Annotated in this window: 20 protein-coding genes and 1 pseudogene; 12 read left to right on the top strand and 9 right to left on the bottom strand. The window is 60.4% G+C overall.

Annotation, left to right across the window (positions count from 1 at the left end; all coding sequences use genetic code 11):
* Positions 1-2: 2 nt before the first annotated feature.
* Entirely contained in the window at positions 3-1898 is a 1896-nt protein-coding gene (locus AC0V2S_RS15705) for a potassium transporter Kup (RefSeq protein ID WP_475510542.1), read from the bottom strand.
* Positions 1899-2194: 296 nt separating this feature from the next.
* Between AC0V2S_RS15705 and rimO the strand changes: the two genes are divergently transcribed.
* From rimO to tsaA, 7 genes are all read left to right on the top strand, one after another.
* Positions 2195-3523 (top strand): 30S ribosomal protein S12 methylthiotransferase RimO, encoded by a 1329-nt coding sequence (rimO, locus tag AC0V2S_RS15700; RefSeq protein ID WP_475510541.1) that lies wholly within the window; start codon positions 2195-2197, stop codon positions 3521-3523.
* A 162-nt stretch (positions 3524-3685) separates the two neighbouring features.
* Entirely contained in the window at positions 3686-4612 is a 927-nt protein-coding gene (locus AC0V2S_RS15695) for an alpha/beta hydrolase (protein ID WP_475510540.1), read from the top strand.
* A gap of 50 nt (positions 4613-4662) precedes the next feature.
* Positions 4663-5136 (top strand): VOC family protein, encoded by a 474-nt coding sequence (locus tag AC0V2S_RS15690; protein WP_475510539.1) that lies wholly within the window; start codon positions 4663-4665, stop codon positions 5134-5136.
* Between the two features lie 92 nt (positions 5137-5228).
* Positions 5229-5939 (top strand): rRNA pseudouridine synthase, encoded by a 711-nt coding sequence (locus tag AC0V2S_RS15685; RefSeq protein ID WP_475510538.1) that lies wholly within the window; start codon positions 5229-5231, stop codon positions 5937-5939.
* Positions 5940-5972: 33 nt separating this feature from the next.
* Positions 5973-6434 (top strand): YehS family protein, encoded by a 462-nt coding sequence (locus tag AC0V2S_RS15680; RefSeq protein WP_475510537.1) that lies wholly within the window; start codon positions 5973-5975, stop codon positions 6432-6434.
* Positions 6435-6634: 200 nt separating this feature from the next.
* Positions 6635-7405, top strand: a complete 771-nt coding sequence (locus tag AC0V2S_RS15675; RefSeq protein WP_475510536.1) for an SDR family oxidoreductase — start codon at positions 6635-6637, stop codon at positions 7403-7405.
* Between the two features lie 54 nt (positions 7406-7459).
* Positions 7460-8152, top strand: a complete 693-nt coding sequence (gene tsaA, locus AC0V2S_RS15670) for a tRNA (N6-threonylcarbamoyladenosine(37)-N6)-methyltransferase TrmO (RefSeq protein ID WP_475510535.1) — start codon at positions 7460-7462, stop codon at positions 8150-8152.
* 208 nt (positions 8153-8360) lie between these two features.
* Here tsaA and fpr read toward each other — a convergent pair whose 3' ends face one another.
* A complete protein-coding gene (gene fpr, locus AC0V2S_RS15665) occupies positions 8361-9140 on the bottom strand; it encodes a ferredoxin-NADP reductase (protein WP_108095901.1) in 780 nt (259 codons plus the stop codon).
* A 118-nt stretch (positions 9141-9258) separates the two neighbouring features.
* Between fpr and AC0V2S_RS15660 the strand changes: the two genes are divergently transcribed.
* Positions 9259-10185, top strand: coding sequence for a LysR family transcriptional regulator (locus AC0V2S_RS15660; RefSeq protein WP_475510534.1), 927 nt, complete (start codon positions 9259-9261; stop codon positions 10183-10185).
* A 133-nt stretch (positions 10186-10318) separates the two neighbouring features.
* Here the strand turns inward: AC0V2S_RS15660 and AC0V2S_RS15655 are convergent, their stop codons facing one another.
* Positions 10319-10684: a diacylglycerol kinase gene (locus AC0V2S_RS15655; protein WP_475510533.1), complete on the bottom strand. Its 366-nt coding sequence runs from the start codon at positions 10682-10684 to the stop codon at positions 10319-10321.
* An 85-nt stretch (positions 10685-10769) separates the two neighbouring features.
* Positions 10770-11420 carry a response regulator transcription factor ErdR gene (gene erdR / locus AC0V2S_RS15650; protein ID WP_475510532.1) on the bottom strand — a complete coding sequence of 217 codons (651 nt, stop codon included), beginning with the start codon at positions 11418-11420 and terminating at the stop codon, positions 10770-10772.
* Positions 11421-11577: 157 nt separating this feature from the next.
* On the opposite strand from erdR, the gene AC0V2S_RS15645 reads away from it, so the two are divergent.
* Positions 11578-12477, top strand: a complete 900-nt coding sequence (locus AC0V2S_RS15645) for a DMT family transporter (RefSeq protein ID WP_475510531.1) — start codon at positions 11578-11580, stop codon at positions 12475-12477.
* Positions 12478-12499: 22 nt separating this feature from the next.
* On the opposite strand, the gene AC0V2S_RS15640 is transcribed toward AC0V2S_RS15645, so the two are convergent.
* Complete coding sequence (locus AC0V2S_RS15640; protein WP_475510530.1) at positions 12500-13210, bottom strand: tRNA-uridine aminocarboxypropyltransferase; 711 nt, start codon at positions 13208-13210, stop codon at positions 12500-12502.
* 136 nt (positions 13211-13346) lie between these two features.
* Positions 13347-15059 (bottom strand): OmpP1/FadL family transporter, encoded by a 1713-nt coding sequence (locus tag AC0V2S_RS15635; RefSeq protein ID WP_475510529.1) that lies wholly within the window; start codon positions 15057-15059, stop codon positions 13347-13349.
* A 606-nt stretch (positions 15060-15665) separates the two neighbouring features.
* Here AC0V2S_RS15635 and AC0V2S_RS15630 point away from each other — a divergent pair.
* Positions 15666-16064 (top strand): quorum-sensing-regulated virulence factor family protein, encoded by a 399-nt coding sequence (locus AC0V2S_RS15630; protein ID WP_475510528.1) that lies wholly within the window; start codon positions 15666-15668, stop codon positions 16062-16064.
* Between the two features lie 79 nt (positions 16065-16143).
* Positions 16144-17223, top strand: coding sequence for an LOG family protein (locus tag AC0V2S_RS15625; RefSeq protein WP_475510527.1), 1080 nt, complete (start codon positions 16144-16146; stop codon positions 17221-17223).
* 156 nt (positions 17224-17379) lie between these two features.
* Here AC0V2S_RS15625 and recX read toward each other — a convergent pair whose 3' ends face one another.
* The 3 genes from recX to AC0V2S_RS15610 form a co-directional block, all read right to left on the bottom strand.
* Positions 17380-17841, bottom strand: coding sequence for a recombination regulator RecX (gene recX, locus AC0V2S_RS15620; protein WP_475510526.1), 462 nt, complete (start codon positions 17839-17841; stop codon positions 17380-17382).
* 8 nt (positions 17842-17849) lie between these two features.
* On the bottom strand, positions 17850-18908 hold the full coding sequence (gene recA / locus AC0V2S_RS15615) for a recombinase RecA (RefSeq protein ID WP_475510525.1): 1059 nt from the start codon (positions 18906-18908) through the stop codon (positions 17850-17852).
* Between the two features lie 85 nt (positions 18909-18993).
* Positions 18994-19494: a CinA family protein gene (locus AC0V2S_RS15610; RefSeq protein ID WP_475510524.1), complete on the bottom strand. Its 501-nt coding sequence runs from the start codon at positions 19492-19494 to the stop codon at positions 18994-18996.
* 71 nt (positions 19495-19565) lie between these two features.
* Between AC0V2S_RS15610 and mutS the strand changes: the two are divergent.
* Positions 19566-22132, top strand: a pseudogene (gene mutS, locus AC0V2S_RS15605) (DNA mismatch repair protein MutS).
* Positions 22133-22205: the final 73 nt, after the last annotated feature.

Here is a 22205-nt window from a genome sequence, read left to right as displayed (position 1 = left end):
CATCAAATCTCGACCTGCGTCCCCAGCTCAATCACCCGATTGAGCGGCAGGTTGAAGAACCGCAAATTGCCGTTGGCATTTTTGAGCAGGAAGGCGAACAGCATTTCCCGCCAACGCGCCATGCCCACCAGCTTGGTGGAGATAATGGTCTCGCGACTGAGGAAGTAGGTGGTGCGCATCGGGCTGAAGTCCAGGCCGTCCAGGTGGCAAAGGCCCAACGCCGCCGGCACATCGGTCTCGTCCATAAACCCGAAATGCAGCACCACTCGGTAGAAGCCTTCACCAAAGGCGTCTACTTCAAAACGGCGCTCGTTGGGTACGCGCGGCTCGTCTTCGTTCATCACCGTCAGCAGCACCACGGTTTCGTGCAGCACCTGGTTATGCAGCAGGTTGTGCAAGAGCGCGTGGGGCACGGCGTCAGCGCGGGCAGTAAGGAATACAGCGGTGCCTTGCACGCGATGCGGCGGCTGTACGCGGATGCTGCTGATAAACAGCGGCAGCGGAATGGCGCTTTCGTCCAGACGGTCCACCAGCAGCTGGCGGCCGCGTTTCCAGGTGGTCATCAGAATAAACAGCGCGCTGCCGATGATTACCGGGAAAGCACCGCCCTGGAGGATCTTGGGCAGGTTGGCGGTGAAGAACAGGCTGTCCACCAGAAAGAAGGCCAGCAGCATCGGCACCGACGCCCAGGGCGACCAGCGCCACAGCAGCAGCACGACGGCCGAGGCCAGCAAGGTATCGATCAGCATGGTGCCGGTCACCGCCACGCCATAGGCCGCGGCCAGGGCGCTGGAGGACTCGAAGCCCAGCACCAGCAGCACTACGCCGACCATCAGGGTCCAGTTCACCGCACCGATATAGATCTGCCCCTGCTCATGGCTGGAGGTGTGCTGGATAAACATGCGCGGCACATAGCCGAGCTGAATAGCCTGACGGGTCAGGGAGAAGGCCCCGGAAATCACCGCTTGCGAGGCAATGATGGTGGCGAAGGTCGACAGCAGAATCATCGGCACCAGCGCCCAGCTTGGCGCCAGCAGATAGAAGGGGTTACGCGCCGCTTCCGGGTTTTGCAGCAGCAGGGCGCCCTGACCAAAGTAGTTCAACGCCAGGCCCGGCAGCACCAGGAAGAACCAGGCACGGGCAATCGGCCTGCGACCGAAGTGGCCCATATCGGCGTACAGCGCTTCGGCGCCAGTCAGCGACAGCACCACGGCACCGAGAATGGTGATACCGATGCCCGGGTGGGAAATAAAGAAGTTAACCGCCCAATAGGGGTTAAGGGCGTGCAGCACTTCAGGACGCTGCATGATGCCGTAAATGCCCAACACACTGAGGACGGTAAACCAGGTGAGCATCACCGGGCCAAACAGAATGCCGATACGCGCGGTGCCGTGCTTCTGGATCAGAAAAAGCGCCACCAGCACCACCAACGACAGCGGCACGACCCAGTGGTCGATACCATCGAAGGCCAGTTCCAAACCTTCCACCGCCGACAACACCGAGATCGCCGGAGTGATCATGCTGTCGCCGTAGAACAGCGCCGCGCCGAACAGGCCGAGCAGCACCAGCACATTGCGCAGCTTGGGATAATCGGCAGCGGCGCGGCGGGCCAGAGCGGTCAGGGCCATGACCCCGCCTTCGCCCTGGTTGTCGGCACGCAGCATAAACAGCACGTACTTGAGCGACACCACCCAGAACAGCGACCAGAAGATCAGCGACAGAATGCCCAGCACGCCATCGTGGTTGGCCTGCACGCCGTAATGGGGGTTGAACACCTCTTTGAGGGTGTACAGGGGGCTGGTACCGATATCGCCGAATACCACGCCAACAGCGGCGATCATCAGGCTGACAGTCGATGACTTGCCACCAGCCGCGGGCGCGGAATGCGCTTTGGACATGCACTAAGCTCCTGAAAGAATAAACCCGCAGACGTGCTATCTGCGCGCACTAAAACTGGGCGGCTTTATACCTGAATCCAGGGGCGCTAAGCACCTGTTTACGTATCGCACTGCTTACTGAACGAACCAAGCTCCACGCAATTCAAGCAGCCAACTGGCCATAACGCCCGCCCAGAGCATAGCTGAGGCGCCACCTGCCGGATGGAGGCTGGTCAAGCGGGTGACCTGCCGCTAGAATTGCGCACTTTTTGACCAGAGGCACCCCAAGGTGCCCGTCCAAACGCCTGAGGTTAGTCATGTCCACCGTCGCCACGCCGAAAGTCGGCTTCGTATCCCTGGGTTGCCCCAAGGCACTCGTCGATTCCGAACGCATCCTCACCCAGCTGCGCATGGAAGGCTATGAAGTTGTGGCGACCTATCAGGACGCCGACGTCGTGGTGGTCAACACCTGCGGTTTTATCGACACGGCCAAAGCCGAATCGTTGGAAGTGATTGGTGAAGCGCTCGCCGAGAACGGCAAAGTGATCGTCACCGGTTGCATGGGCGTGGAAGAAAGCGCCATCCGCAATGTGCACCCAAGCGTCTTGGCCGTTACCGGTCCGCAGCAGTACGAGCAAGTGGTCACTGCCGTACACGACGCCGTGGCACCGCCGCAAAACCACAACCCGCTGATCGACCTGGTGCCGCCGCAAGGCATCAAGCTCACCCCGCGCCACTACGCCTACCTGAAGATTTCCGAAGGCTGCAACCACAGCTGCAGCTTCTGCATCATTCCGTCCATGCGCGGCAAGCTGGTCAGCCGCCCGGTGGGCGACGTGCTGAGCGAGGCCGAGCGTCTGGTCAAAGCCGGCGTGAAAGAGCTGCTGGTGATTTCCCAGGACACCAGCGCCTATGGCGTCGACGTCAAATACAAAACCGACTTCTGGAACGGCCAGCCGGTGAAAACCCGCATGCTGGAACTCTGCCAGGCGTTGAGCACCTTGGGCGTGTGGGTACGTCTGCACTACGTGTACCCGTACCCGAACGTCGATGACGTGATCCCCTTGATGGCCGCCGGCAAAATCCTGCCGTACCTGGATATCCCCTTCCAGCACGCCAGCCCGAAAATCCTCAAGGCCATGAAACGCCCGGCCTTCGAAGACAAGACCCTGGCCCGTATCAAAAGCTGGCGCGAGCTGTGCCCGGACCTGATCATCCGCTCCACCTTTATCGTCGGCTTCCCGGGCGAAACCGAAGAAGACTTCCAATACCTGCTGAACTGGCTGACCGAAGCCCAGCTCGACCGCGTCGGCTGCTTCCAGTACTCGCCAGTAGAAGGCGCGCCGGCCAACCTGCTGGACGCGGCCGTGGTGCCGGACGACGTCAAACAAGACCGTTGGGAGCGTTTTATGGCGCACCAGCAGGAAATCAGCGCCGCCCGCCTGCAGCTGAAAATCGGCCGCGAGATTGAAGTGCTGATCGACGAAGTGGACGAGCAAGGCGCCGTGGGCCGCTGCTTCTTCGATGCGCCGGAAATCGACGGCAATGTGTATGTCGATAGCGATAAAGATCTGAAGCCAGGTGACAAGGTGATGTGCCGCGTTACCGACGCTGACGAGTACGACCTCTGGGCCGAAACCCTCTGATCTCCTGTCCGATCGGCTGCGCGTCGGCATTGCTGCGTTAAAAACGCTTTTTGAATGGTCATGGGCACCAGCCCACTGCGCTTCAAAAGGCGTTTTTGCCTTGCACTGCTCTAGCTCGCTCGATCTAGATCTATGTGAACAAAAGCATCGCGGGAGCCTTCCATGTCGCTGCGTTTCCACCGCCCTGCCCTCGCCGTACTCCTCGCCCTTTTCTGCCAGGCCACCCTCGCCGGCCCGCTGCTCGACAAGATCAAAGAGCGCCGCGCCGAGCGCGAACAAGCCAGCGCCGCAATAGAGTTACCGCCTGGCGCCACTGCCATCAAAGACTTCGCCTACGGCCCCGCCGAACGCGAGCGCATCGACGTGTACCTGCCGCAACGGGCCAGCAAGGCACCGATCATTTTCATGGTGCACGGCGGCGCCTGGAAAACCGGCGACAAAGCCGCCCAGCAAGTGGTGGCCAACAAGATCGCGCGCTGGGTGAGCAAGGGCTTTATTTTCGTGTCCACCAACTACCCGCTGCTACCGGACACCAAACCGCTGCAACAAGCCGAAGAAGTGGCCAAGGCCCTGGCCATGACCCAAGCCAAAGCCAGCAGTTGGGGCGGCTCGGCTAACCAAGTCATCGTCATGGGCCACTCGGCCGGCGCTCATCTGGTCGCCCTGCTGGCGTCGTCGCCCTCCCTCGCCGCCGCTCAGGGCGTAAAACCCTGGCTCGGCACCGTCGCCCTGGATAGCGCCGCGCTGGATGTGGAAAAGATCATGCAAGCTCGGCATATGCGCTTCTACGACCAGGCTTTTGGCAGCGACCCAACCTACTGGCAACAAACCTCGCCCAACTACGTGCTAGCCACGGGCGCAGCGCCAATCCTCGCGGTGTGTTCCACCCGCCGTGAGGTAGCCTGTGAACAGGCGCAAGCATTCGCCAACCATGGCGGCATGCTCAATGTGACCATCAGCGTGCTCAAGCAGGACATGACGCACAAAGAGATCAACCAGTTGCTCGGCACACCTGGCGCTTACACCGATGCGGTGGAAAACTTTATGGCCGGTCTGGATATCGACGTGGCCAAACGCTTGGGCCGATAGGGCCGGCTAGACTGGGTAGCTCCATTCCCTAGTGAACAGGAGCCCCCGTCATGCAAAAGATCGGTCCCTGCCTGTGGTTCGATACCCAGGCCGAAGAGGCGGCGCAGTTTTATGTGTCGGTGTTTCGCAACTCGCGAATCATTGAAACCAACTACTTTCTCGAAGGCGCCCCCAAGCCGGCCGGCTCGGTGATGACGGTGCGGTTTAGCCTCGACGGCGAAGAATTCATCGCCCTCAATGGCGGGCCGGAGTTTCAGTTCTCGCCAGCGGTGTCGTTTGTGGCGCATTGCGCCGACCAGTTCGAGGTCGACCGCCTGTGGGCCGCCCTGGCCGACGGAGGCCAGGAAGTGCAATGCGGCTGGCTGACCGACAAATACGGGGTGAGCTGGCAAGTGGTGCCCACCGCGCTCTACGACATGCTCAACAGCCCCGACAAAGCCGCCGCACAACGGGTGTTCACCGCCCTGATGGGCATGATCAAGCTGGATGTCGCCGCCCTGCGCAAAGCCTACGCCAGCAGCTAGGCTTCACCGCGTGTATGCCCGTCGGCCAATCAGGCGGGCCTTGTTCGGCTCAGGCGGGTACAATGCCCGCCCCCTTCTTTACGGCCCTCGTCATGACAGACCCCATTCGCCTTTCCAAACGCCTGATCGAAGTGATCGGCTGCTCGCGTCGCGAGGCCGAGCTGTATATCGAGGGCGGCTGGGTAACGGTCGATGGCGAAGTGGTCGATGAACCGCAATTCAAAGTAGCCGAGCAAACTGTCGCGCTGCTGCCCGACGCGGTGCTTACCGCGCCAGAGCCGGTCACCATTCTGTTTCACCAACTGCCCGAGCTGACTGTCGACGCGGCCCATACGCTTATCAGCCCGGCCACGTTGTCGGCCGAGCACCGCTTCGGCACCCGCCCGCTCAAGGGCCACTTTCTGCGCCTGAACAGCGCCGCACCGTTGCAGCACAACGCCGCCGGTTTGCTGGTGTTCACCCAGGACTGGAAAATTCTGCGCAAGCTCACCGACGACCTGGCCAAGCTGGAACAGGAATACGTGGTGGAAGTGAGCGGCGACATCATCGAGCACGGCCTCAGCCGCCTGAACCAGGGCCGCACCATCAAAGGCAAGGTGCTGCCGCCGGTGAAAGCCAGCTGGCAGAACGAAACCCGCCTGCGCATCGTATTGAAAAACCCGACGCCGGGTCTGCTCGCCGCGCTGTGCGCCAGCGTCGGCCTAACGCCGGTCAGCATCAAGCGCATCCGCATCGGCGGCGTTTCCATGGGCAAGCTGCCCGCCGGCCAATGGCGCTACCTGGCCAAAACCGAAAAATTCTAAGGCCCAGGCCTCTCCCCTATTCAGGACCGCACCATGATCAACAACGACGTACTGCGCAGCGTGCGCTACATGCTCGACCTCAGCGACCAGAAAGTGGTGCAGGTCATCCAGCTGTCCGGCCTGGAAGTCGAACTCGACACCCTGCGCGCCTATCTGAAAAAGGACGAGGAAGAGGGCTATCTGGAATGTGACGACGACGTGCTCGCACACTTTCTCGACGGCCTGATCGTGCACCTGCGCGGCAAAGACGACAGCCGCCCGGCGCAACCGATTGAGCTGCCAGTGACCAACAATATGGTGCTGAAAAAGCTGCGCGTAGCGTTCGAGCTCAAAGAAGAAGACTTGCACGAGATTCTGCAGAGCGTGGATTTCCCGGTGAGCAAACCAGAGCTCAGCGCACTGTTCCGCAAGTTCGGTCATAGCAACTACCGCACGTGCGGTGATCAGTTGCTGCGTAACTTTCTCAAGGGTTTGACCCAGCGCGTGCGCGGGTAATCAGGATCGCAATGTTGGGCTTCGCTGTGCTCAACCCAACCTACGCCACGATTGTAGGTTGGGTTGAGCACAGCGAAGCCCAACGTGCCGAACAAACAGCTTCCCGCATGCCCCTGCATTCTCACCGGCAATAGTCCCTGCACAATCGCGTCTCTCGCATTAGGGTGTTGGCACAACAACCCTGACAAGAGCACGCCCCCATGCACCCTTACTTCTCCCTGCAAGGCCGTACCGCACTGGTAACCGGCGGCACCCGTGGCATCGGCAAGATGATCGCCAAAGCCTTCGTGGAAGCCGGCGCCCGCGTTTATGTCTGCGCCCGTGACGGCGAAGCCTGCGCAGCCACCGCCGCCGAGCTGTCGGCCTTTGGCGAATGCCACGGCATCGCGGCCAACCTGGCGCACGAAGAAGGCGTGGTGGCCCTGGCAGAACAACTGAAAGGGCAGATCGACCAACTCGATATCCTGGTCAACAACGCCGGCACCACGTGGGGCGCGTCGCTGGAAACCTACCCGGTGAAAGGCTTTGAAAAGGTCATGCAGCTGAACGTGACTTCGGTGTTCCTGTGCATCCAGAAACTGCTGCCGCTGCTGCGCAAAGCCGGCAGCAGCGAAAGCCCGGCACGGGTAATCAATATTGGCTCCGTGGCAGGCATTACTTCCTACGGCGAAGAAGCCTACGCCTACGGCCCGAGCAAGGCCGCGCTGCACCACCTGTCGCGCTCGCTGGCCCGCGATCTGGTCGGTCAGCACATCAACGTCAACGTCATCGCTCCGGGCCGCTTCCCGAGCAAGATGACCAGCCATATCGCCAACGATGAAGAAGCGCTGGCCGAAGACACCGCAATCATCCCGATGAAGCGCTGGGGCCGTGAAGAAGAGATGGGCGCGCTGGCGATTGCGTTGGCGAGTACTGCGGGGGCTTATATGACCGGCACCGTGATCCCCATTGATGGTGGTTTTGCGATGTAACGTCAAAAGCATCGCGGCAGGTATGATGGCCCGGTTTTCATGCCGGGCTTTTTTATGTCTTATTCGGTCTCCCCCATCGGGTTTGTGCGCTCCTGCTTCAAGGAGAAATTCGCCATCCCTCGCCAGCCGCAACTGGCCCCCGCTGCCCGCGGGGTGCTGGAACTGGTGTCGCCGTTCGATCAGGGCGAGGCCGTGCAAGGGCTGGAACAGGTCAGCCATGTGTGGCTGCTGTTTCTCTTTCACCAGGCCCTGGAAGACAAACCCCGCCTGAAAGTGCGCCCGCCGCGCCTGGGCGGCAACCAATCCATGGGTGTGTTCGCCACCCGCGCCACGCACCGACCCAATGGCATCGGCCAGTCGGTGGTGAAGCTGGAGCGGGTCGAACCCGGCAAGCTGTGGCTGTCGGGCATCGACCTGCTCGACGGCACGCCGGTGCTGGATATCAAACCCTATGTGCCGTATGCCGACGCTGTAAGCGGCGCGTTCAATCGCATGGCCGATGGTGCGCCCGGGTTGATTGAGGTGGTGTGGAGCGACGGCGCATTGGCGCAAGCGTTGGAACATGGGCAGCGGCTGGAGCAACCGGTGCGGGAGCTGGTCGAACAATGCCTGGCTCAGGACCCGCGTCCGGCGTATCAACAGCCTGAACCGAGCCGCATCTATGGCACGCAGTTGTGGGATGTGCAGGTGCGCTGGCATTACCCAACGCCCATGCAGATTTGTGTGCTGGAGGTTGTCCTGGCGTGATCGCCGTAAGGCTCTTCTGCGATTTCAGCTTCACGCAGATCGAGATCGAGCGAGCTAGAGCAGTGCAAGGCAAAAATGTTTTTTAAAGCGCAGTTGGCTGTAGCCAATGAGCATTTAAAAAACATTTTTAACGCCGCAATGCCGACGCGCAGCCGATCGGTCAGGAATAAAAAAACCCGCCATATAGGCGGGCTTTTTTAATCCGTCATCACTTCTCGACGAAGGCACGTTCGATCAGGTAATCACCTGGCTCACCCATGCGCGCCGAGATTTTCAGACCGAAGCTATCCAGCACTTCGCTGGTCTCGTCGAGCATGCTCGGGCTACCGCAGATCATCGCGCGGTCGTCCTGCGGGTTGATCGGAGGCAGACCGATATCGGTGAACAGCTTGCCGCTGCGCATCAGGTCGGTGAGACGACCCATGTTCTCGAACGGTTCACGGGTAACGGTTGGGTAGTAGATCAGCTTTTCTTTCAGCGCTTCACCGAAGAACTCGTTCTGCGGCAGGTGCTCGGTGATGAACTCGCGGTAAGCGACTTCGTTCACGTAACGCACGCCGTGAATCAGGATGACTTTTTCGAAACGCTCGTAGGTTTCCGGGTCCTGAATCACGCTCATGAACGGCGCCAGGCCAGTGCCGGTGCTCAGCAGGTACAGGTGCTTGCCGGGCAGCAGGTCGTCCAGCACCAGGGTGCCGGTGGGCTTGCGGCTGACCATCAGCTCGTCGCCCACTTTCAAGTGCTGCAGTTGGGAAGTCAGCGGGCCGTCCGGAACCTTGATGCTGAAGAACTCCAGGTGCTCTTCATAGTTCGGGCTGGCGATCGAGTAAGCTCGCATCAGCGGGCGACCGTTTTCCTGTTGCAGGCCGATCATCACGAACTGGCCGTTCTCAAAACGCAGGCCTGGGTTACGGGTGGTTTTGAAACTGAACAGGGTGTCGTTCCAGTGATGGACGCTGAGCACACGCTCGGAGTTCAAGTTGCTCATGCTGCTTCCTCGGTAATCGCGTGCACCCGACCGACGGGTGCTATTGCGCGGCATTTTAAGGGCGACAACAATATCTGTTAAGTGGATTATTAAGATATAGGTTATCGGTTATATAGATATGCGATTCACACTCCGCCAACTTCAGGTTTTTGTCGCCGTCGCCCAGCAGGAAAGCGTCTCGCGGGCGGCTGAGTCTTTGGCCCTGTCGCAGTCCGCCGCCAGCACCGCAGTCACCGAGCTAGAGCGGCAATCGGCCTGTCAGCTGTTCGACCGGGCGGGCAAACGCTTGTCGCTCAACGCCCTTGGTCATCAACTATTGCCCCAAGCCGTTGCCCTGCTCGACCAAGCCAAAGAAATTGAACGCATGCTCGGAGGCCAGGGCGGTTTCAGCTCATTGTCGGTAGGCGCCACGTTAACCGTGGGCAATTACCTGGCGACGCTGCTGATCGGCAGCTTTATGCAGCAGCACCCCGAATGCCGGGTAAAGCTGCATGTGCAAAACACGGCGCACGTTGTACAGCAGGTGGCCCATTACGAAATTGACCTGGGCCTGATTGAAGGCGATTGCCAGCACCCGGATATCGAAGTGCAACCGTGGGTGGAAGATGAGCTGGTGGTGTTTTGCGCGCCGCAGCATCCGTTGGCCACCAATGGCACCGCGACGTTATTGGAGCTGACCCAGGAGGCGTGGATTCTGCGCGAACAAGGTTCCGGCACCCGCCTGACCTTCGACCAGGCCATGCGTCATCACCCCACGGCGCTGAATATCCGCCTGGAGCTGGAGCACACCGAAGCCATTAAACGGGCTGTGGAATCAGGGCTGGGGATTGGCTGCATTTCGCGCCTGGCACTGCGCGATGCGTTTCGCCGTGGCAGCCTGGTGCCGATAGAAACACCGGAGCTGGACCTTACCCGGCAGTTCTACTTCATCTGGCACAAGCAGAAGTACCAGACCAGCGCCATGCGCGAATTCCTCGAGCAATGCCGCAAGCTGACCGCCGGGGTGCGGCGCAGTGATGAGATTGTGCTTCCGTCGATTGCCTGAAATATAAACAGATTGAAAACGTAGCGAGCGAAGGATAGGCAAGGCAAAAGCGGGTGAAAAAAGCGGAGTTGGCTGTAGCCAATGAGCATTTTTGCACCTGCTTTTAACGCCGCCTAGCCGAGCGCAGTAGTTTTCAGCCGAGCAAAATCACCAGCCAGACGCTACCGATCAGGCTCAGCGCCACAAACTGCGCCGCACTGCCCATATCTTTGGCGTTCTTGGACAGCGGATGCAGCTCCAGCGAGATACGGTCAATCGCCGCTTCTACCGCCGAGTTGAGCAACTCAACAATCAGCGCCACCAGGCACACGCCAATCATCAGCGCGCGCTCGCCACGGCTGACGTCGAACCAGAACGCCAGCGGAATCAACACCACATTGAGCAGCACCAGCTGACGGAACGCCGCCTCGCCGGTAAACGCGGCGCGCAGGCCGTCGAAGGAATAGCCGGTGGCGTTGAGGATACGTTTAAGGCCGGTCTGGCCTTTGAATGGCGACATAAGAAATACAACCAAAATTCATGAGGGCCGCAGGCTACGCCAAACGCGGTCAAAAATGCGTGAAAAACCAACGACCTGCCGGGGCTTAACCGGCGGGAATGGATTCCAGATGTTGCAACAGCAACGCCGCCTGGGTGCGGGTGCGCACCCCCAACTTGCGGAAGATGGCGGTAACGTGGGCCTTGATAGTGGCTTCGGACACGCTCAATTCATAGGCAATCTGTTTGTTCAGCAAGCCGTCGCAAACCATGGTCAACACGCGAAACTGCTGCGGTGTAAGGCTGGCCAAACCGGCACTCACGGCTTTCGCTTCGGCCGACAGGGCAGCGCCCTCTTCGCCTAGCGGCGGCCACCAGACTTCACCATCGAGCACATCGCGCACGGCTTGCTGAATGGTTTCCAACGGGCTGGATTTGGGGATAAACCCACTCGCGCCGAACTCGCGAGCGCGGGCTACCACTGCGGCCTCTTCCTGTGCCGACACCATCACCACCGGCACCTGCGGGTACTGCCCACGCACCATCACCAGACCGGAAAACCCGTAGGCGCCAGGCATATTCAAATCCAGCAGCACCAAATCCCAATCCGACTTCTCCCCCAGCCGCGCTTCCAGCTCGGCAATGCTCGCCGCTTCCACCAGACGCACTTGCGGGCCCAAGCCCAGGGTCAGGGCCTGATGCAGCGCGCTGCGAAACAGGGGGTGGTCATCGGCAATCAGGATTTCGTAGTCGGCCATGGGCTGCTCTTGTTGTAGGGGGCGCTTGTTGCGGTACGAAAGCGGCCACGCATGGAGATGCAGCGCAGCGGCGGCGCTCAGCATGCCGAGCCAGAATGGGGTGGTCAAGCCTTTAGGTTTGCGGCACAGTTTGCGGCTTTTCCTGCCGAGACCGACCATGCGAAACCAAGCCCTGCGCGCCGACCTATTAATGCTGATAACCGCGCTTATCTGGGGCAGCGCCTTTGTGGCCCAGCGCATGGGCATGGATTCCATCGGCCCGTACCTGTATTCCGGCCTGCGTTTTGCGCTCGGCACCCTGGTGCTGTTACCGGTCGTGTACTTCCTCAGCCGCGGCAACAAACAACCTTTCAATCGCGGCCTGTTTATCGGCGGCGCGGTGATGGGCGTGGTGCTGGCCCTGGGCATCAACCTGCAGCAAGTGGGCCTGCTGTTTACCAGCGTGACCAACGCCGGCTTTATCACCGGGTTGTACGTGATCGTGGTGCCGTTGGTGGGGATTTTTCTTGGCCACAAGACCGGCATCGGCACCTGGCTTGGCGCCGTGCTGGCGGTGGTCGGCATGTTTCTGTTGAGCGTCGGCGATGGTTTTCACGTGGCGTCCGGCGACTGGCTGCAACTGGCCGGCGCGTTTGTGTGGGGCAGCCATGTTTTGCTGGTGGGCTATTTTGCCGGCCGCTACGACCCGATTCGCCTGGCCGCCATTCAGTTCGCCGTATGCGCGATCATCAGCCTGGGCCTGGCCGTATCGCTGGAAGACATCCAGGTTGCCGGCATCATTACCGCCGGCCCGTCGATCATTTATGGCGGCCTGATCTCCGTGGGCATCGCCTACACCCTGCAAGTGATTGCGCAGAAGCACGCCATTGCCTCGCACGCGGCGATCATCTTTTCCCTGGAAGCGGTGTTTGCGGCGGTGGCCGGCGCGCTGTTTCTCGATGAGTCGCTGCACCTGCGCGGCTATATCGGTTGCGCGCTGATGTTTGTCGGCATGCTGGTGGCGCAGCTGTGGCCACGCAAAGTGGCCGAGGAAGTGGCAGAGGCGAAGGTGGCGTAAGCCACCTTATATAGAGAAGGCGTTAGAGGTACTCAGCCATCCGCTGATGCACTTCATCCTCAGGATCGACCGGGCGCTGAAATTTGGCGCCCAGGTAATGCGCAGTAAACACATCCAGATAGGCATCCAGCGCCGCCCCGGCGCGCGGCTCGCCGGCCAGCTCCAGGCACAGCGCCGCCACTTCCGACGTACACAGATGGTCATCGCGCTTCGAGCGGCGCAGCCGGTAACGCGACAGCTGCTCGGGCTGCAGGCTCAGCACCGGGAATTTATCCAGGTACGGGCTCTTGCGGAACATCTTGCGCGCTTCGGTCCAGGTGGCATCCAGCAGGATAAACAGCGGTCGCTTGCCCTCCTCCACTTTCACTTCGGTGACCACGCGCTCCGGCGCGACAAACTCACCTGGGAACACGAGGTACGGCTGCCACTGCGGGTCGTTGAGCAGCGCGGGAATTTCCGGCTCCACCGATGTGCGAAACCAGCGATAGGCAAACGTATCGGTCACCAGGTCGGCAATCAGCCAGCCGGTGTTGGTGGGCTTCAACGCTTCCACATCGTGCATCAGCAGAAACATGCCCGCGTTGGTCGGCACTTTGGGCCGCAGGGCACACAGGCAATATTCGGGAATCACCCGGCAGCCCTCACAGCGCGGCGCTCGGGAGCCACGGGCGGTAAACGGCTTGGAGCTCATCTCCAGGCGCTCGGCGCGCAAACGCGAAACGGCGTGGCTCATTGCGCAAGGCCCGGCTGGGAGAAACGGCTGATCATGGACTGCATCCGACCATCGAAAAAGAAAGCCGGCGAGTCTAGCAGAGGCGTGGGGTAAATCCGCAGGGCGGGTCGACCAGCGACCCGCTGCGTTTTGTAGCTTAGAAAGACTGATTGAAGGCCAGGCCGATAAAGTGGATACGGGTTTCGTACTCACCCTTGAACTCGCCGCCGTTACCGGTGCACCGCACGCCACTGTCCACATACAGGCTGCCGCCACCCGGCGCCCAGCCGGCTGGCGAGCAACTGTCCTTGTAATCCATCTTGCCGCTGGCTAATTGCACGTAGCTGTAGGCCAGGTCGATGGATGAGTCCTTGTCCAGCTTGTAGTTGGCACCGAACGACAGCCAATAGCGGTCGGCATCCGGGAACGCCGGGTGACGTTGGTCGCTGCCATTGACCGGAGATTTGTCGTAGGCCACACCGGTACGCAGCATCAGATCTTTGTCCCATTGGTAGTTCATACCGAGGGAGATTTTGTAGGTGTCGTTCCAGTCCTGGTCGACGGTAGCATCGCCCTCGGTCACACCGTTGAAGTAGGGGTAGCCGTTGACTTGATCGAGTTGGATGGCCACCTGATCGAGGCGCGAGTGGCGGGTCCAGGTAACGTCGGCCATCAACGCGACCTTGTCGTTCATCTGGTGGAAGGCGTTGATCGACAAGGACTCGGGTGTGTCGATATTGGTCTTGGCCGTGGAGTTCGGGTGCAGGTTGCTGGCGGCGAAGTTGCCGGGGTTGATCCAGTTGTTGGGGTCGAATACTTGCTGCAAGGCATCGACTGGCGGGATGTGAATGTCGAGCGGTGGCGGAAGGGGAATGGTGAGTCCCCCGCTTAGGTCAGTAGCCGGAGACGGCACGGAGCCATTGACGTCGGCAAAACTCCATTTCGTTTCACCTTCCAGGGTGTGTTTGATATGGGAGCGATAGGCGATGCCGAAACGCGTTTTATCGGTTGGCTCAAACATGTAGCCAATGTTCCAGCCAAACCCCCAATCATCTCCCTTTACCCGGAAGTAACCGTCGCCGCTGACATTGTCAGAGAAGTTTTTCGCCACGCAGTCTACGAATCCATCCCGGTCAGAAACGCCGCCGCAGGAGGTAATTTCTTCGGGCACGGGAACGCCAGCAATCAGCCCTACGACTGGCCCCAGAATGGGATCTGCAGCATTACGGGTGTCCTCGTAGTTCTTGTCGACAAACTGCCCCGCCAACTGCCGCGAAGCACCTTTTACATCCGCCGCGCCTCGCTGAATCGACTTGATGTACTGCGCCGAAATCCCGAAACCGATGCTGTGATGCTCGTTGAAGCGATAGGCAATGCTCGGGTTGATATTCACCGTTTCCAGGTTGGCCGATTGAATGCCGTAACGGCCGGACCAGTTTTCCTTGTAATCGAGCTTGGCGCCGAACGGCACGAAGATGCCCAGGCCCACAGTCACGTGGTCGTTAATTTGGCTGGAAAAGTAGAAGTCTGGCGCGGCGGCCGCATCCGGCAGAAAAGAACCGGCGCCGGTGCCACCCGTAGAGTTTCCAAAGACATCCGTGCTGCCGGTGTCTTTGAAACTGCCCTTGGGAATAACCACGGTAATGCCGTTAGTAACTTGTGTACCCGGTAAGCGCGTAAGGCCTGCCGGGTTGTAGAAGATGGTCGAAGGGTCGACCGCTTCTGCGCCGTTGGCGTGGGCGGTGCCCTGGGCGGCCACCGACTGCGATCCAAAGTGATACCCGGAAGCGAAGGCTCCCGGAGTCCATACCAGCATCACGCTTGTGGTGACCAAGGCGGTCTGCCAGCAAGACGGGCGAGTTCTTATCATTATTCTCGACTCCTGCACGCTCGATATAAGCCGCTGCACGCACCCGATTAGGCCATCGGGACACCGGAACAGCGGCGGTAAAAACCGACTCTTGAACGAAACGGTATGCGACCTGTGACCGGCCCTCCTGTTCGATGATCCCCAATCCTTCGTACTGCTTCGGGTCTTATCCGGCCGTCGCCGGGGTAACACCCGGACGGTAAAAAACTTGGCCGGATTGCACCTGGCAAAACCACAACTTCCCCCGAAGCCCGTGGTTCTTGGCCTGAAGCGACTGCGACGGGTGTAATAAAACCGTTACCGATCCACACCAATCCGTACAAATTTGTATGACCAAATAATTCAAAAAGATTCGAACTGTTTTTGCTGCAGGCGGGAACACGGCGTTTTTGTCGACGGTTTTCTGAGAACTGGGCGGCATTGGCCGCAGATGACGGGAGATATGGCGCAGGGAAAATAGACCTGAAACCTGCCGAACTTGATCTGCACGCAGGGGTTGGTCAGGATGCAGCGCTTGGCTAGGCACTGGCTTGGCTAAAAGTTTCGGCAGGACGAACCTCGCCCCGGTGCCAGGGTCCAACTCGCTTTACGGATATGGAGACTTACATGCTGCGCTTCACGGCCCTGGCCTTCTGCTTCGCCCTTCCCGCTGCGCACGCGGCTTCGCTTCAGGATTTCGAGCTGAACAAACTGCTCAATCAGGTGGCCACCCAAAGCAGCGCCGGCACCCCGCGCGCGATCAACGAAGACATCCTCGATCAGGGCTATACCGTCGACGGCAATGTGCTGATCAACCACCTGAGCGTACAACCGGCCCACGCCGCCCAGATGCGCGGCAACCCCGACGCCGTGCGCAATCAGCTGGGTGCCAGCGTTTGCCAGAACAGCGGTTTCCGCCAGTTGCTCGCCCGTGGCGCCGTGCTGCGCTATCAGTTCAGCGAGTACAAAACCAACAAGTACATCGCCGCCGAGAACTTCAGTAAAGCTGACTGCTCGATCAAATAAGCTTTACTGAGTAGGGTGTGCACCCGCACGCGGACCGGCACACCCGAAGATCCATGGTTCATCAACAAGGAGCAGTTCCATGCCTTACGAACCGGACGATTACCTAACCCGCCACGTGCAAACCCGTGGCACCGACCTGGCTGCCAAGGTCGACGAACTCCTCGCCCTCGCCACCCCCGACACCAGCCTCAACCTGCCGCTCTACCGCGACATGCTCTCCACCGTGCTGCGCATGGCCCAGGCTGATCGCAATCGCTGGGACGCGAAAATCATGCTGCAAACCCTGCGCGAAATGGAGCATGCCTTTAGTGTGCTGGAGCAGTTCAAGCGGCGCCGCAAAGTCACCGTGTTCGGCTCAGCCCGCACGCCGGTCAATCACCCCGTTTACCAACTGGCCAAAGAACTGGGCGCGGTATTGGCGCGTAACGAGCTTATGGCAATTACCGGCGCTGGCGGCGGCATCATGGCCGCGGCCCATGAAGGCGCCGGGTTGGAACACAGCCTGGGGCTGAACATCGCCCTGCCCTTCGAGCAAAGCGCCAACGCCACCTTGCAAGGCAGCGCCAACCTGCTGTCCTTCAAATTCTTCTTTTTGCGCAAGCTGTTCTTCGTTAAAGAAGCCGACGCCCTGGTGCTCTGCCCTGGGGGTTTTGGCACCCTGGATGAAGCGCTGGAAGTGCTGACGCTGATCCAGACCGGCAAAAGCCCACTGGTGCCGGTGGTGTTGCTGGACGAGCCCGACGGCAGTTTCTGGATAGATGCACTGGCATTTATTCACAAGCAGCTCGAAGGAAATGGCTACATTTTGCCGAGCGATACGAAGCTGCTGACCTTGGCGCACAGCGCTGAAGAGGCGGTAGAACACATCACCCGTTTCTACGGCAACTACCACTCCAGCCGCTGGTTGAAAGAGCGGTTTGTAGTGCGGTTGCATCACGCACTGAATGCCGAGGCCGTGGCGCAACTGCCCGAGCTATTTGCCGACCTGTGCAAAAGCGGCGGGTTCGTGCAGCAGGTAGGCGCGTTTGAAAGCGAAGGAGACGAGCCGGAGTTGGCGCAGTTGAGCCGGTTAGCGTTTGCTTTTCGTGGGCGCGAGTATGGTCGGCTGCGGGAGCTATATGACTTTCTTAATGCGCCGCAGAATTGGGTGACGGGTTAACTCCGTGAACTCTCGCTCGAAAAGGCACTAACTGCGCGTTTGGAAAGATCAAAAGCTCGAGGCTTAAGCCTCTCCTACATGGATCGGTATTTCTTTGTAGGAGAGGCTTAAGCCTCGATAGATTGGCCTGCAAACGCAGAGAAATGGCTGCCCAACTCAGTCGTACAGCTCGCCCCGCAACAACCGACTGATCATATCCATTGAATAACCGCGATACGCGAGAAAGCGCCCTTGCTTGGCGCGCTCGCGCGCGTCCGCAGGTTGTTCGCCGAACTTGCGTCGCCACACCTCGGCCATCTGCTCGCGCCAGTCGATGCTGCACTCGCGCAATGCCTGCTCGATATCGGCTCGCGCCAGACCACGCTGGCTGAGTTCTTCGCGGATGCGCACAGGCCCATACCCCGAGCGGGCACGGTAGGAGACAAAGCTTTCGAGATAGCGGGCTTCGGATAGCAGGCCCTCTTCCGTCAGACGGTCGAGTTCCGGTTCGATCAATTCAGGGGTAGCGCCGCGTTGGCGCAATTTACGGGTTAGCTCGACACGCCCGTGTTCGCGGCGTGCGAGCAAATCCATGGCTGTCCGTCGTACTGCGGCAGGGCTGTCGAGTACAACGGACATGGCGGGGCTTAGGCGTCAGCCAGATCGTCTTCGGTATTGTTCACTGCGGCAGCAGCGGCGGCTGCAGCAGCGTCTTTACCGGCCATCAGCAGTTGATCGCGAATCTGCTTCTCGACGGTTTTTGCCACTTCCGGGTTGTCTTCCAGGTACTTGGCCGAGTTGGCTTTGCCCTGACCGATCTTGTTGCCCTGGTAGCTGTACCAGGCGCCGGATTTTTCCAGCAGACCGAGTTGCACGCCCAGGTCGATGATTTCGCCGTTACGGTAGATGCCCTTGCCGTACAGAATCTGGAATTCAGCCTGACGGAATGGCGGTGCCACCTTGTTCTTCACGACTTTCACGCGGGTTTCGCTGCCCACTACTTCGTCGCCTTCTTTCACCGCGCCGGTGCGGCGGATGTCCAGACGTACCGAAGCGTAGAACTTCAGCGCGTTACCACCGGTGGTGGTTTCCGGGCTGCCGAACATCACGCCGATTTTCATGCGGATCTGGTTGATGAAGATAACCAGGCAGTTGGCGTTTTTGATGTTGCCGGTGATTTTACGCAGGGCTTGCGACATCAAACGGGCTTGCAGGCCGACGTGCATGTCGCCCATTTCGCCTTCGATTTCCGCCTTCGGCACCAGGGCCGCCACGGAGTCGACGATGATCACGTCAACGGCGTTGGAGCGCACCAGCATGTCGGTAATTTCCAGCGCTTGTTCGCCGGTATCGGGCTGGGAAACCAGCAGGTCGTCGACGTTGACGCCGAGCTTGCCGGCGTATTCCGGGTCGAGCGCATGTTCAGCGTCGACGAAGGCGCAGGTGGCGCCCATGCGCTGGGCTTCAGCGATGACCGACAGGGTAAGGGTAGTTTTACCCGAAGATTCCGGGCCGTAGATTTCAACGATACGGCCGCGCGGCAGGCCGCCGATGCCAAGAGCGATGTCCAGGCCCAGCGAGCCGGTGGAGATAGCCGGAATGGCTTGGCGCTCGTGGTCGCCCATGCGCATGACTGCGCCTTTGCCGAATTGTTTTTCGATTTGACCCAGGGCTGCAGCCAAGGCGCGCTTCTTATTCTCGTCCATTGAATCCTCACGTGATCAAGAGGGCCTAGCGGCCGCTAACAACTGTATAAGTAGCCAGTATTATTCCACAGCGCAAGTCGAGCGCCTACCCCTGATCTGGATTTTCTCCTGCAGCTAGTCGGATGAGCCCGGCCAGTGCAGCTTCCACCGTTTGTCGCCGAACCGCGTCGCGGTCCCCGGCAAACAGGCGCTTGCAGGTGAACAGCTGCTCGCCGTCCGCCCAGGCGAGCCAGACGGTGCCTACAGGTTTGTCCGCCGAACCGCCGTCCGGGCCGGCAACGCCGCTGACCGCGACGGAAAAACGCGCCGAACTTTTCTCTTGTGCGCCGCGAGCCATGGCATCGACCACTTCTCGGCTCACCGCGCCCACCGAGGCAAATAACGTCGGCGGCACGTCGAGCTGCCGGGTTTTCTGCGCATTGGAATAGGTGACATAACCGGCCTCGAACCACGCCGAGCTGCCGGGAATACGGGTAATGGCTTCGGCAATGCCGCCGCCGGTGCAGGACTCAGCGGTGGTTACTTGCGCGTCCAGCGCGCGCAAATCCTGACCCAATTGCGTGGCCAGCTGGGTAATCGCTTCCAAGGCAATCTCCGGGCTTAAAGAGGATGACGGGGATACCGTACACTAGCGCCTTTTGCGCGCAAGGCTTGGGAATGAGCGATCTCTCCGCACACACACCGATGATGCAGCAGTACTGGCGGCTGAAAAATCAGCACCCCGACCAGTTGATGTTCTACCGCATGGGCGACTTCTACGAAATCTTCTACGAAGACGCCAAGAAAGCCGCCAAGTTGCTGGACATTACCCTGACCGCGCGCGGCCAGTCCGCCGGCATGGCCATTCCCATGTGCGGCATTCCTTATCACGCCGCCGAAGGCTACCTGGCCAAACTGGTGAAGCTGGGCGAGTCGGTCGTTATCTGCGAGCAGATCGGCGACCCCGCCACCAGCAAAGGCCCGGTAGACCGCCAGGTGGTGCGCATCATCACTCCCGGCACGGTGAGTGATGAAGCGCTGCTGGATGAGCGTCGCGACAACCTGCTGGCCGCTGTGCTCGGTGATGAACGCTGTTCGGCCTGGCTGTGCTGGATATCACCAGCGGCCGTTTTAGCGTGCTGGAGATTCCCGGCTGGGAAAACCTGCTGGCCGAACTCGAACGCCTGAACCCGGTTGAACTGCTGATTCCCGATGATTGGCCACAGGCCTGCCGGCAGAAAAAACGCCGTGGCGCGCGTCGCCGTGCGCCGTGGGATTTCGAGCGCGATTCTGCACACAAGAGCCTCTGCCAGCAGTTCGCCACCCAGGATTTGAAAGGCTTTGGCTGCGAAACCCTGACCCTGGCCATCGGCGCCGCCGGCTGCCTGCTGGCCTACGCCAAGGAAACCCAGCGCACCGCCCTGCCCCACCTGCGCAGCCTGCGTCACGAGCGTCTCGATGACACGGTGATTCTCGACGGCGCCAGTCGCCGCAACCTGGAGCTGGATACCAACCTCGCCGGCGGGCGCGACAACACCCTGCAATCGGTGGTCGACCGTTGCCAAACTGCAATGGGCAGCCGCCTGCTGACCCGCTGGCTCAATCGCCCGCTGCGCCAACGCGCAGTGCTGGATGCCCGCCAGGAGTCGATTGCCTGCCTGCTCGTGCGCTACCGGTTCGAGAATCTGCAGCCGCAACTGAAAGAAATCGGCGACCTGGAGCGCATCCTCGCCCGTATCGGCCTGCGCAATGCCCGTCCTCGCGACCTGGCGCGCCTGCGTGACGCGCTGGCCGCGTTACCGGACCTGCAGATGGCCATGGCCAATCTGGAAAGCCCGCACCTGCAAAGTCTGGCCGGCACCGTCAGCACCTACCCGGAGCTGGCCGAGCTGCTGGCTCGCGCCATTATCGACAACCCGCCGGCGGTGATCCGCGACGGCGGCGTGCTGAAAACCGGTTACGACCCCGAGCTGGATGAGCTGCAATCGCTCAGCGAAAACGCCGGGCAGTACCTGATGGATCTGGAAACCCGCGAGAAAGCGCGCACGGGCCTGGCCAACCTCAAGGTCGGCTACAACCGCATCCACGGCTACTTTATCGAGTTGCCGAGCAAGCAAGCCGAGTCGGCCCCGGCCGATTACATTCGCCGGCAAACGCTCAAAGGCGCGGAGCGTTTTATTACGCCAGAGCTGAAAGAATTCGAAGACAAGGCGCTGTCGGCGAAAAGCCGCGCCCTGGCCCGCGAAAAAATGCTCTACGACGAGCTGCTGGAACGCCTTATCGGCCACCTTGGCCCGCTACAGGACAGCGCCGCCGCGTTGGCTGAACTCGATGTGCTGAGCAACCTCGCCGAGCGCGCGCTGACCCTTGACCTCAACCGCCCGCACTTTGTCGATGAGCCCTGCATGCGCATCAACCAGGGTCGTCACCCGGTTGTAGAGCAAGTGCTGACCACACCGTTCGTAGCCAACGACCTGAGCCTGGACGACAGCACCCGCATGCTGATCATTACCGGCCCGAACATGGGCGGTAAATCGACGTACATGCGTCAGACTGCGCTGATCGTGTTGTTGGCCCATATCGGCAGCTTTGTGCCGGCCGCCAGCTGCGAGCTGTCGCTGGTGGATCGCATATTTACCCGCATCGGCTCCAGCGATGACCTGGCCGGTGGCCGTTCTACCTTTATGGTGGAGATGAGCGAAACCGCCAATATTCTGCACAACGCCACCGAGCGCAGCCTGGTGCTGATGGACGAGGTTGGGCGCGGCACCAGCACCTTCGACGGGCTGTCGCTGGCCTGGGCGGCAGCCGAACATCTGGCCCGTTTGCGTGCCTATACACTCTTCGCGACGCACTATTTCGAGCTGACGGTGTTGCCGGAAAGCGAACCGATCGTCGCCAACGTGCACCTCAATGCCACCGAGCACAACGAACGGATCGTGTTTTTGCACCACGTTCTGCCGGGCCCGGCGAGCCAGAGTTATGGCTTGGCGGTGGCGCAGTTGGCCGGTGTGCCGGGGGACGTGATCGTGCGTGCCAAGGAGCATCTGGCGCGCCTGGAAACCACCGCATTGCCCCATGAACAGCCGCGTAGCGAGCCGGGCAAGCCGTCGGTGCCGATGCAGAGCGACCTGTTTGCCAGCGCCCCGCACCCGGTGATTGAGGAATTGGGCCGTATCAATCCCGATGATCTGACGCCGCGCCGTGCGCTCGAACTGTTATATACATTGAAAGCACGCATCTAACGCCTTGGCGCACAAGCTGTTAGAATCCCGCGCGCTTTGGGAAAGCGGCCGTCTATTAGCCTGGACAGCCGCT

This window comes from Pseudomonas sp. CC11G (assembly GCF_056174845.1).
Note: the sequence above shows the minus strand (reverse complement) of the source record. Positions and strands in the feature narration are given on the sequence as shown.

Coding starts and splice junctions, on each gene's coding strand:
- AC0V2S_RS15705 (WP_475510542.1), bottom strand. CDS start 1,898: ATGTCCAAAGCGCATTCCGCGCCCGCGGCTGGTGGCAAGTCATCGACT.
- rimO (WP_475510541.1), top strand. CDS start 2,195: ATGTCCACCGTCGCCACGCCGAAAGTCGGCTTCGTATCCCTGGGTTGC.
- AC0V2S_RS15695 (WP_475510540.1), top strand. CDS start 3,686: ATGTCGCTGCGTTTCCACCGCCCTGCCCTCGCCGTACTCCTCGCCCTT.
- AC0V2S_RS15690 (WP_475510539.1), top strand. CDS start 4,663: ATGCAAAAGATCGGTCCCTGCCTGTGGTTCGATACCCAGGCCGAAGAG.
- AC0V2S_RS15685 (WP_475510538.1), top strand. CDS start 5,229: ATGACAGACCCCATTCGCCTTTCCAAACGCCTGATCGAAGTGATCGGC.
- AC0V2S_RS15680 (WP_475510537.1), top strand. CDS start 5,973: ATGATCAACAACGACGTACTGCGCAGCGTGCGCTACATGCTCGACCTC.
- AC0V2S_RS15675 (WP_475510536.1), top strand. CDS start 6,635: ATGCACCCTTACTTCTCCCTGCAAGGCCGTACCGCACTGGTAACCGGC.
- tsaA (WP_475510535.1), top strand. CDS start 7,460: ATGTCTTATTCGGTCTCCCCCATCGGGTTTGTGCGCTCCTGCTTCAAG.
- fpr (WP_108095901.1), bottom strand. CDS start 9,140: ATGAGCAACTTGAACTCCGAGCGTGTGCTCAGCGTCCATCACTGGAAC.
- AC0V2S_RS15660 (WP_475510534.1), top strand. CDS start 9,259: ATGCGATTCACACTCCGCCAACTTCAGGTTTTTGTCGCCGTCGCCCAG.
- AC0V2S_RS15655 (WP_475510533.1), bottom strand. CDS start 10,684: ATGTCGCCATTCAAAGGCCAGACCGGCCTTAAACGTATCCTCAACGCC.
- erdR (WP_475510532.1), bottom strand. CDS start 11,420: ATGGCCGACTACGAAATCCTGATTGCCGATGACCACCCCCTGTTTCGC.
- AC0V2S_RS15645 (WP_475510531.1), top strand. CDS start 11,578: ATGCGAAACCAAGCCCTGCGCGCCGACCTATTAATGCTGATAACCGCG.
- AC0V2S_RS15640 (WP_475510530.1), bottom strand. CDS start 13,210: ATGAGCCACGCCGTTTCGCGTTTGCGCGCCGAGCGCCTGGAGATGAGC.
- AC0V2S_RS15635 (WP_475510529.1), bottom strand. CDS start 15,059: ATGATAAGAACTCGCCCGTCTTGCTGGCAGACCGCCTTGGTCACCACA.
- AC0V2S_RS15630 (WP_475510528.1), top strand. CDS start 15,666: ATGCTGCGCTTCACGGCCCTGGCCTTCTGCTTCGCCCTTCCCGCTGCG.
- AC0V2S_RS15625 (WP_475510527.1), top strand. CDS start 16,144: ATGCCTTACGAACCGGACGATTACCTAACCCGCCACGTGCAAACCCGT.
- recX (WP_475510526.1), bottom strand. CDS start 17,841: ATGTCCGTTGTACTCGACAGCCCTGCCGCAGTACGACGGACAGCCATG.
- recA (WP_475510525.1), bottom strand. CDS start 18,908: ATGGACGAGAATAAGAAGCGCGCCTTGGCTGCAGCCCTGGGTCAAATC.